Annotated in this window: 9 protein-coding genes; 1 reads left to right on the top strand and 8 read right to left on the bottom strand. The window is 33.8% G+C overall.

Going from position 1 to position 10,251, the window contains the following annotated elements; all coding sequences use genetic code 11:
* On the bottom strand, nt 1-298 hold a 298-nt coding region (locus tag BMX53_RS12265; protein WP_143061424.1), incomplete at its 3' end, for a transposase.
* Between the two features lie 437 nt (nt 299-735).
* Between BMX53_RS12265 and BMX53_RS12260 the strand changes: the two genes are divergently transcribed.
* The gene (locus tag BMX53_RS12260) at nt 736-2,151 is read left to right on the top strand and encodes an MATE family efflux transporter (RefSeq protein WP_074746599.1); all 1,416 of its coding nucleotides are present in this window, start codon (nt 736-738) and stop codon (nt 2,149-2,151) included.
* A gap of 102 nt (nt 2,152-2,253) precedes the next feature.
* Here BMX53_RS12260 and BMX53_RS12255 read toward each other — a convergent pair whose 3' ends face one another.
* The 7 genes from BMX53_RS12255 to serC form a co-directional block, all read right to left on the bottom strand.
* Nucleotides 2,254-2,721: a GNAT family N-acetyltransferase gene (locus BMX53_RS12255; RefSeq protein WP_074746597.1), complete on the bottom strand. Its 468-nt coding sequence runs from the start codon at nt 2,719-2,721 to the stop codon at nt 2,254-2,256.
* Nucleotides 2,722-2,847: 126 nt separating this feature from the next.
* Nucleotides 2,848-3,561, bottom strand: a complete 714-nt coding sequence (locus BMX53_RS12250) for a CPBP family glutamic-type intramembrane protease (RefSeq protein WP_074746595.1) — start codon at nt 3,559-3,561, stop codon at nt 2,848-2,850.
* 157 nt (nt 3,562-3,718) lie between these two features.
* The gene (locus BMX53_RS12245; protein WP_074746594.1) at nt 3,719-4,936 is read right to left on the bottom strand and encodes a DUF4374 domain-containing protein; all 1,218 of its coding nucleotides are present in this window, start codon (nt 4,934-4,936) and stop codon (nt 3,719-3,721) included.
* A 23-nt stretch (nt 4,937-4,959) separates the two neighbouring features.
* Complete coding sequence (locus BMX53_RS12240; RefSeq protein WP_074746592.1) at nt 4,960-7,320, bottom strand: TonB-dependent receptor; 2,361 nt, start codon at nt 7,318-7,320, stop codon at nt 4,960-4,962.
* A 372-nt stretch (nt 7,321-7,692) separates the two neighbouring features.
* Nucleotides 7,693-8,169: a hypothetical protein gene (locus tag BMX53_RS12235; RefSeq protein ID WP_038987941.1), complete on the bottom strand. Its 477-nt coding sequence runs from the start codon at nt 8,167-8,169 to the stop codon at nt 7,693-7,695.
* Nucleotides 8,170-8,201: 32 nt separating this feature from the next.
* Nucleotides 8,202-9,152 carry an NAD(P)-dependent oxidoreductase gene (locus BMX53_RS12230; protein ID WP_074746590.1) on the bottom strand — a complete coding sequence of 317 codons (951 nt, stop codon included), beginning with the start codon at nt 9,150-9,152 and terminating at the stop codon, nt 8,202-8,204.
* A gap of 20 nt (nt 9,153-9,172) precedes the next feature.
* Nucleotides 9,173-10,240, bottom strand: a complete 1,068-nt coding sequence (gene serC, locus BMX53_RS12225) for a 3-phosphoserine/phosphohydroxythreonine transaminase (protein ID WP_074746589.1) — start codon at nt 10,238-10,240, stop codon at nt 9,173-9,175.
* Nucleotides 10,241-10,251 lie beyond the last annotated feature (11 nt).

Genomic DNA, 10,251 nt, shown 5'->3' with positions numbered 1-10,251 from the left:
CCATTTGAATACTTGAGATACTTTTTGTAGAAGTTGTCATTTCAAACACAATCATAAATGCTTTTTGCAAACCAAATTTGACTTTGTGAAATAAGGTATTAGCCGTTGAACTCTCAACATGTTCACAATTATAACAATAGTATGAATGATTAGTTTTTAAACAACCTTTTTGGTGACCACATTTTACACATGTAAAACCGTTTGACCACTTTATTTTGCTTAAATAAGCTTTACAAGATTCGTCATCTGGTAGTTCTTTTACTAAGTTCAGAAGGTTTTGACCCTTAAAAATTTCCATACTATTGATTTTAAGATACTAAAATACGGAAGTTAATTTAATAACTCAATAGTTGTTTTTAGGTTACATATAAACACTATGACACTAATATTTTATTAACAAATCAATTCTAAAATCAAGCACATAAAAAACAACTACTCAACAAAAAATGACATTTAATAAATATATCAAATCAATTCATATAAATCATTATACAATACACACAAAAATTCATATACCCAAACTAACAACTATTTATTTAGTTTTACAACTAAATAAATAGTTTAAATACAAATATTTTACACTACAAAAATTAAATAACTGATTTAAAACAACTTATAAACAAAAATTACTAACTAAAACCATTCGTATAAAAACCCTTCACCTCTTTATTCCAAATACCTAAATCACTTATCTTTGATTCCTTATATTCCTTTAAATAGGATACATCTGATAATATGTCAATAACTCAAAATAAAAAGACTTCAATATTCGCTCTTATTAAACAATCTTTCTCTAGTGAGAACTTTGATTTAACGAATATGTCTATTAATAAAGCTGTATTTCTATTAGCCATTCCTATGATGTTTGAAATGCTAATGGAGTCAGTATTTGCACTTGTAGATTTATACTTTGTCGGTCATCTAAAAGAAAGTGCTTATGCCATACAGAGTGTAGGTCTTACCGAATCTCTATTATCTATCATTTACGCTATCTGTATCGGGATTAGTATGGCAGCTACAGCTATAGTAGCAAGACGAATAGGAGAAAAAGATAGAGAAAAAGCTGCTCAGAATGCTGCACAGGCCATCACCATATCTATTGTTATTACCATCATATTAAGCGTCTTAGGTTTTATATATGCTAAGGATTGGTTACTGTGGATGGGGGCTTCAGAAGAATCAGCGGAATATGGATATGGATATACACGTATCCTATTAGCTAGCTGTGTATCTATTATGTTACTATTCTTAATCAACGGTATCTTCAGAGGAGCAGGTAATGCAGCAGTAGCCATGAAGAGTTTATGGTTTGGTAATCTTATCAATATCATCCTATGTCCTATTATGGTACGTGGATGGTGGATATTCCCAGAGATGGGCTTAGAAGGAGCCGCCTACTCTACAGCTATAGGACGCAGTATGGGAGTAGTGTATCAATTGTATTACCTATCTAAGAAAGATTCACTAATCCAACTAAAATTAAAATACTTTAAACTTCAGTGGGACATGATCTGGAACATCACTAAGATAGCTGTACCTGGTATGGTACAGTACATGATCTCTACCTGTAGTTGGGTAATACTAGCACGCATCGTAGCGCAGAGTGGAGGTGAGATAGGTTCTTCAGGTTTCTTGACCTGTCTAAGGCTTCTAGTTTTCTTCATACTACCAGCATGGGGATTAAGTAATGCAGCATCAACATTAGTAGGCCAAAATCTAGGAGATAACAATCCTGATAAAGCATATAAATCAGTACTCGCTACACTTAAGTACAATGTTATCTATATGGCTATCGTAACTATCATATTCTTTAGTATGGCAGAGATACTAGCTTCTTTCTTCACTACTGATGAAGCTATTAAAGCAGTAGCTAAAGAAGCTATGTACATCGGAGCCATTGGCTTTGTAGTCTATGGAGCAGGTATGACGTTAATGAACGCATTTAACGGAGCTGGTGATACAATAACGCCTACTATTATCAATATCGTAGGTTTCTGGTTGTTCCAGATTCCTTTTGCTTATGTAATGACTTATCACTTTGAATTAGGACCTACAGGAGCCTTTATCGCCATACCATCAGCAGAAATATTAATTGCCATTCTTGCCTTTATCCTCTTTAAACGAGGTAAGTGGAAGCAGAAAAAAGTATAAAACAAAAACGCCTTAGTCTAAATAACTAAGGCGTCTTTGTTTATCCCTGATTCCACATTACCACCTCACAGTATTAGGCTAATGCGGGGTCTAAGTTTTATATTATCTATTATACTCTGATTCCTTTCTGATCATATCTACGTGAGAAATACCATCTTCTAAATACTCATCAGAAGAAGGTTCAAATCCAAATGAGCCATAGAACTTCTTCAAGTAACACTGTGCGCCTATCTGAATATCTTGAGCTCCGAACTCCTCTTCTATTTTATCTATAGCGTGTTGCATTAATATGCGACCATAACCATCTTTGCGGTAATCTGCATGTACAGCTACTCTACCGATAGCTATCTCTGGATAACTAAGTCCTGGAGGTACTATACGAGCACATGCTACTACTTGATCTAGCTTCGTTGCATAGATGTGTAAACACTTTTTATCCTTACCATCTAATTCAGGATATGGACAATTCTGTTCTACGACGAATACATCTGTACGCAAACGCATTATATCGTATAACTCATTTACGGTTAATTCATCAAATGCTTTTGTATGCCAATGTACACTATTCATAACTCAATATATTAATATTATATCTCAAAGATAATTATTTCAATAAAACAGTACTAGTCTATTACTGTTAAATCCAGATTCTACAATAGGATATTTAACCAAAATGAGAGAAAATAAAATCGAATCTTATTCTATAAAACCTCCTCCTGAGAAAAACAAAGCTGTCATTATACCATTATTCAATACATGAAAGAATACAGCATACCAAAACCCAAAACGCACTCTTATATACCCTAAAGATACTCCTAATATAAATTGAGGTAGAACAATTAAAGGCGACAATAGAAGTAATTTTAAGCTGAATTCTTCAAAGTTCCCGATATGGATATAGCCAAATAAAATAGCTATAAAATAAAATACATAAGGATAGTATCTACTATAGAAAGCCTTTGATTCAATAGGCTTTTGACTTAAGGCATAAACCAACGCAGCAAACAATAGTACAGCTACAATACCAAATCCAAGAACCAACGATTCATTCTGTCTCATGATAATGCTTAAAACATAGACTGTAATAAGTATAAACGAAATTAAGAGATAAGATACTCTAAATCGCAATGCAGAACGAAAGGTAATTTCTTCTAATAAAGGCCCTAGAATAACTACAAATCCAACAAATCCCCACACACCAATATTATCAAAGAAATCCTCAAACATATCAGGTAACGGGATTTCTACTATCGTCTCTGCTATACCACGCAACAAGATTATTGCGATTAAACTAATAATCCACAATCTAACAGTACGTATTACTTTCTCACTTTTAGAAATAGATAATCCCTCTAGATTTGGTTTCTTTAGAAACTGCAAGAAATCACTAATCAATAATTTATTATTCATCTATACTTTCATTCTTATCTATACAAGGTACAAAAAAAGCAGTAACTACCTATAGGTAATTACTGCTTCAAAAAACTCATTAAACACAATGTTTTTCTAATTCATTAACGCTAACTAATGCAAAAAATGTACTTAAATCAAAGTAGAAAAATATTTACTATTGTACTGATTCCAATTTTGAGATAGCTGTTACATCACTAGCATTCTCAATTGTAATACCTTTCTTAGCTATACCTGTAGCTACATCAATATTATATACTTGGAAACGATTAGTCTTGTCTATTCTAGCTACGTAGTGTACAGTTTTCTTATCCTTCTCTACGTATATTTTTTGTTTGTATGCCATTTGTTCATGTTCTGCTATAGTATCGATCCACTTAATAGATTTAGTAGATACGTTAACTATTGCTAACTTAGTAACACCTGACCAAGTACTTTGAATATTTTTATCAACGAAGAAACTCACTAAGAAATCATTACCTCCGATGTACTCAGCACGAGATAATTTATATCCTCCTGAAGCTTTCTGTACATCAAAGAAATATCCTTTGTCAATTTCGTGATTCTTAATTCTAATAAATGCAGAAGGATTCTTAGACTTCTCTGCTGGAGACCATGCATACACAGATCCGTCCTCTACTTGTTGAATACCATTCATACCAAACCAGCTTCCTATAAGACCAGTTCTATCATCTATAATCGTTTTACTAACCTTAAGACTAGGATAATCTACTACTGCAATAAAAGTATTCTCTCTGTATTTAGTATCTCCTTCTTTAGGAGATACAGAATAAGGAATATATATTTTATCCGTACCTACAGCGAACACACCATTTAAATCACGTCCACCTGCTTCTTCATCTTTGTACTTTAATTTATCAAAATCAACTGCCCCTTTATGAGTCATTTGCTTTAACTCTGTGTTTATAGTAAATAAGTTACCTCCTAATGTAGCATTAACTACTTCAGTATTTCCAATATTTCCATAGCTTCCTATAGTCTCAGTAGCTAATTTAGTCCCCTGTACAATCTCATTTTGTTTATTTAAACTATAGAAAGTCAATGGGCTTTGTCCTGTAAATCCATATACAGCAGCCATTAATTGATTGTTTTGAACAAAGAATGAATATGAATCAGTCTCTATACCATTATTCTTATCAATTTTCACTACTCCTTCAGTAAGTGTTTTTGCAGTAGCAATATATTTAGTTCCTCCTTCTTGTCCTGTTAATGAATTAACTACAAATACATAAGAGCTAGCCTTACCACCCTCAGGAGGTGTTGTAGGTTCTTTAGGTCCAGAATTGTCATCACTACTACATGATGCGATTAAAGCAAGAGATAATACTCCTAGTGTTTTTTTTATGATATTCATGATATATTAATTATGGTTTTTATTTATAAGTTATATCTCAATTTTAAAGTAATTGAGCGACTTGGTTTTTGAAGGCTAAAGTTGTCATATAATGTTTTATTCGCTAAGTTTTTCACTTCTACGGCTACATTATACTTTCCATTATTGATAGCATAGTGTACACTTATATCCTGTGAGAACTGCTCAGGTACATATCTCTTATATTTAGCTATACCTACACTAGGAGCATATAGATAATACTTCTGTACATACATCAGATTATAATCTAGACGAAGACTATTCTTTGTCCCGAACACCTCCTTAAAGTTTAATGACACCATTCCATTACCATATAAGTATGGGATATTTGCAACCCTATCTCTATATAGAGCACTTACCTCTGTAGAGTTATTTTCATACTTGATATCATTTAAGATATCTTGATAAGTAACGTTAGCCATTAAAGAGAAAAAGTCTTTATACGTATATCTTATTTCTCCATCAAAAGATTTCACTAATACACCACCAATGTTTCTATTTACTTTTTGGGCAGCCGAACCATTACCTGTATTTACTTCCTCTTTGATATAATCAGTAGCTTTTCGATATAGATAGTTCGCCTCTATCTTAAAGTGATTTACCTCATTGATCTTAAAACCGTATTGTACTCCAAGGTTAAAGTTATTACTAGACTCAGGTTTCAGATTATAATTAGAAGCAAGGTTTACCTCATCACCGAACATTTCATAAGCCTCAGGCATACGAATGCTATGCTCAAACGAACCTTTTACTTGTAGATCAGGTAAGATATTATACGCCGTAGCTACCCCATATCCAGTAAAATTCTGTTTATTATCTTGCTTGAAGTAAGTCTCGTTATAGTATCGCTCTGAATAATTGTATTGAAAATATTTCTTTAAGAATAAAATTGTATTCCATCGATCATCGTGAGTATACTGATAGCTAAATCCTAATACAGCCTTATTAGATTTCTTAGGCAGATTATTATTCTTTAAAGTAGAATCTAATAAGTCTTCTCCTTTTCTATTAAATAGAGATAGATTATAATTAACAGCGAATGAGTGATGTTCTGTCAGAGCATAATTAGCATTAGCGATTACAGAACCATTGTTGTTCTTATATTTAAACCTTCTACGCTCTATCTCTCCTCCTTCTTTCTTTAGTGTATTCTTAATGATATAATCCCCATCCCAATTATATAGTCTATTTAACGTATCTACAGACTGCTCACTCCCAAGATTGTAGTTAGCATTCACAGACACATTTAAATTTTCTACTAAGAAATCACGTTTGGTATAGCTAAGACTAGGCAAGATTAAATCACCTTTAGTAAATCGTCCTCCATACACCTCCTCCATTCTATTCCCTGTTTGGATCTGATTATAGTTCTTTCCTAAAGTTATACCGAATAATAGCTCATCAGCATACCACTTATTCACCATACCTCCTTTTAATACAATTCCCTCATTGTGATAACGATCGTGAAAGCGACTTACTCGTTTAGGCGTTAATACTCCTGTATTAAAGTCATGTACATCTACATTCACTTTATAATCATTGTCAGAGTAATTCTGGTATGCATTTAACTGTAACTTGTATCCACTATCAGTAGTCATCCCCATATTTACAGAAGAACGTACTGTATTAAATGAACCATAAGACACTGTAGCATCTAGGTACTTGCGTTTAGTATTCTTAGTAATAATGTTTAACGCACCTCCTAAAGCATCTCCTCCTAAACTAATAGGTACCACACCTTTATAAATCTCGATGCGTTCGATCATATTCACAGGAATATTGTTCAACTGAAAAGATGAACCTACCCCCTCTAAAGGAATACCATCTAAATAAAATTTTATCTGATTTCCACTAAAACCGTTTAGTGCGAAATTAAAGTTTGATCCTAATCCTCCTTCTTCTCTGACTCTTACACCAGCACTCCTATTTAGGATTTGATTGACATCAGACACTGTATTAGCTAATGCTTTTACATCTACAGCATTTACAGTATAAGCACTCTGGCGAGTTTTCTCTATTGCACTTTTTGCAGTGATATTGATTTCACCTAATTGCTGCTTTTCTTCTTTTAATTTTACGGATAGCGTCTTGCTATTTCCATCTTCGATAGTGACATTAGTCTTATAAGCATTATATCCCATAAAGCTTATTTCGACTGTTTCCTTAGTTGTAGGAACCCAAAGAACGAAGTTCCCTTGTTCATCAGTCTGTGTAGATGCATTAGATGACACTCCCACTACAGTAGCGTAGCTTATGGGTACATTTTTATCATCTAACACTCTCCCTTTTATAGAATACCCTTTACTCTGAGCATTACTTAAAAGGTTCATAAAAAGAAAGAACGTAAGTAGTATGTATTTTTTCATTTAAGATTACTTTTCCAAAAGGTTCGATATACATTATTACAACACCTTTTGATTGCTATAGATTGAATATTTGACTAGTAAACAACTCACAAGTATATCCCTTACTTGCTACTCAAATATTTAACAGCTATTTATATATTTCATAATTAACTCTATTACTAACCTCACTACATAATCCTATAACAATCAAATCATTGCCAAAAAACAACAACTAATTATTATTTAGACTAATTTTATATAGTTGCAAATATATAGTAAAACTTAACATAAAATCAAGTTATGAGAATAATTATTTTTAAACAATCTAAATAAATAAAAAAGGCGATTATTCATTATATGAATAATCGCCTTAATACTAATACGTTATGTAGACTAGAACAATCCTTTCAATTTGTCAATTGCTCCACCTAATCCTTCTTTTCCTCCTAATAGAGATCCTAATAAGTCACCTGCTCCACCTTGACCTAAACTACCCATGATAGAAGATAAATCAAATCCTGATTCTCCTCCTTGTATTTTAGCCACGATAGCAGATATAACCTGAGGTACTACACCATTAGCGAAGCTACCAGCTACACCTTCAGACAGACCTAACTTACCTACTAATCCACTTACTAAGTTACCGATCATACCTGTAACAATAGGATTTGAGGCAATATTAGAAGCTTGACCTGATAATAAGTTTGTCAATCCACTGATATCTCCAGCACTCACGCTGTCTTTTAATCCGTTAATGATACTGTCTCCAGTTTCTTTTGTGATTGCACCTGTAAGCTCAGAAGTAATTCCTCCTTTAGCTACTTCACTAGAACTAATTTGTTCTACTAGTTTTGTAATTTGCTCTAACATAGTTTTATTTTTTGAATGATAAAACTAGTCAATTATTTTCTCAAAACTTGAATTTTTTCAAAAATTTCATCCCATATTAACACTTTACTTTCATCCGTAGCTCCATTGATATTTGGAGATAGAGAGAAAGCTGGTTGCATCAATACTTGTATTGCAGGATGAGGCTCCTCCTCGAAGCGGTCAATCCCTGCAAACAAGATAGATTCAGCATTGATTACATCAACTAAATCTACTTCATTAACAGCCTCAGGATAAGCACAATTTATTACTCCTATCAAATTATGAGCATGGTTAAATGACTCTTTATTCAAGATATATTTTTGATAATGCTTCGTATGGATAGTGATAAAATGCGAATCATGTAATAGTCGATGCATATCAATAGACTCTAAATCAACTCTAAAGTGAATACCATTAGGCAACACGAAGTCTGCTTTAATATCTGGTACAGATGTATCTGTATACAATACATTCATTCCTAATGCCAATGCTTTCTGTGCTACTTTCTCTCCTGCTGCATTTAACCCGATTATACCTAAAGTTTTGCCCGCTAACTCGATACCACTACTGTAAGACTGTTGTAGAGACTTAAAGCTAGCATCCCCTTCTAAAGGCATATTGCGGTTCGACTCTTGTAGTAATCGACATCCTGAAAACAAATGTGCAAATACCAACTCTGCTGTAGCATTAGACAATGCTTCCTCTGCCCATATCGCTTTTATACCACATCCCTTGATATAATCGATTATCTCTAGGTCTATCTGCGTACCTGCAAATACAATAGCTTTTAGATGAGATAGTTCATCTATCATCTTTTTATTTAGAAGAGTTCCCTGTTGTAATAACAGTACCTCTATTTCATTTTTACTAGTATAATTAACTAATTGTTCGTGAGCTACACGCACTTCTTTTACTTCAAACCCTAATCCCTCCAGGTCATTCTTTACTTCCTCTGGGATACCATCATTCGCTAATATTCTCATCTTCCGTATTTGGTTCTTTATTAAATCTTTGATTTCATCTCGTGTAACACTCTTACTAGAGCATCCACACTTTCTTGTGTCAAGGCGTTATATAGAGAAGCTCTATATCCACCTGCTACTCGATGCCCTTTTACATTAGCGATATTCGCCTCAGCACACATGGTATCAAATATTCCTTTCATTTGTTCCTCTTTAAAATCAAAAGTAACATTCATTTTAGATCGATAGTCCACATCTGCTAATCCTACCACATAGTCTAAGTCATCTATAGCTCGGTATAATGTCGCCGCTTTCTGATTATTTATCTTTTCGATAGCCTCTACACCACCTAACCTATCTAACCATCTTAAGTTTAGTAAACTCGTATAAATAGCAAAGACATTAGCTGTATGATACAGACTTCCTTTATCAATATGCTCTGCGTAATCCATCATTTGAGGTAACACACGCCCAGATTTTCCTAATATACTATCTCTTACTAATACTACACTTAGCCCCGAAGGTCCAATGTTCTTCTGAGCACCAGCATAGATTAGATCTATCTTATCACAGTCATATACTCTCGAATAAATATCCGAGCTCATATCACATACTAAAGGACAATCAACCTGAGGTACATCTCTATACTGCGTTCCATATATCGTATTATTAGAAGTATAATGCACATAATCTAACCCTCTAGGTATAACAATACCTTCAGGGATATACGCATACTTTCTATCCTTAGAAGAAGCTAATACGTTAACTTCTCCGAATGCCTGAGCCTGCGCTATAGCCTTAGAAGACCAGTTACCCGTATCGATATAGCCCGCTTTCGTTTTCATCAGATTATAAGGCACACGCAGAAACTCCATACTCGCCCCACCTTGTAAGAAAAGGGCTGAATATCCCTTACCTTCAAGACCTAATAAAGACAGTGCTAAATGCTGTGCTTCTTCTAACACAGCTATAAACTCTTTACTGCGATGTGAGATAGACAGTACAGACAGTCCACTTCCATTAAAGTCAATTACTGCTTCGGCTGCGCCTCTATATACCTCATCAGGTAGTAAGCAAGGCCCTGCACAGAAATTATGCACTTTACTCATAGTTATACGTT

The sequence above is a fragment of the Myroides marinus genome (assembly GCF_900109075.1).
In the GTDB taxonomy this organism is placed as follows: domain Bacteria; phylum Bacteroidota; class Bacteroidia; order Flavobacteriales; family Flavobacteriaceae; genus Flavobacterium; species Flavobacterium marinum_A.
This window is presented reverse-complemented; position numbering and strand designations above follow the sequence as displayed.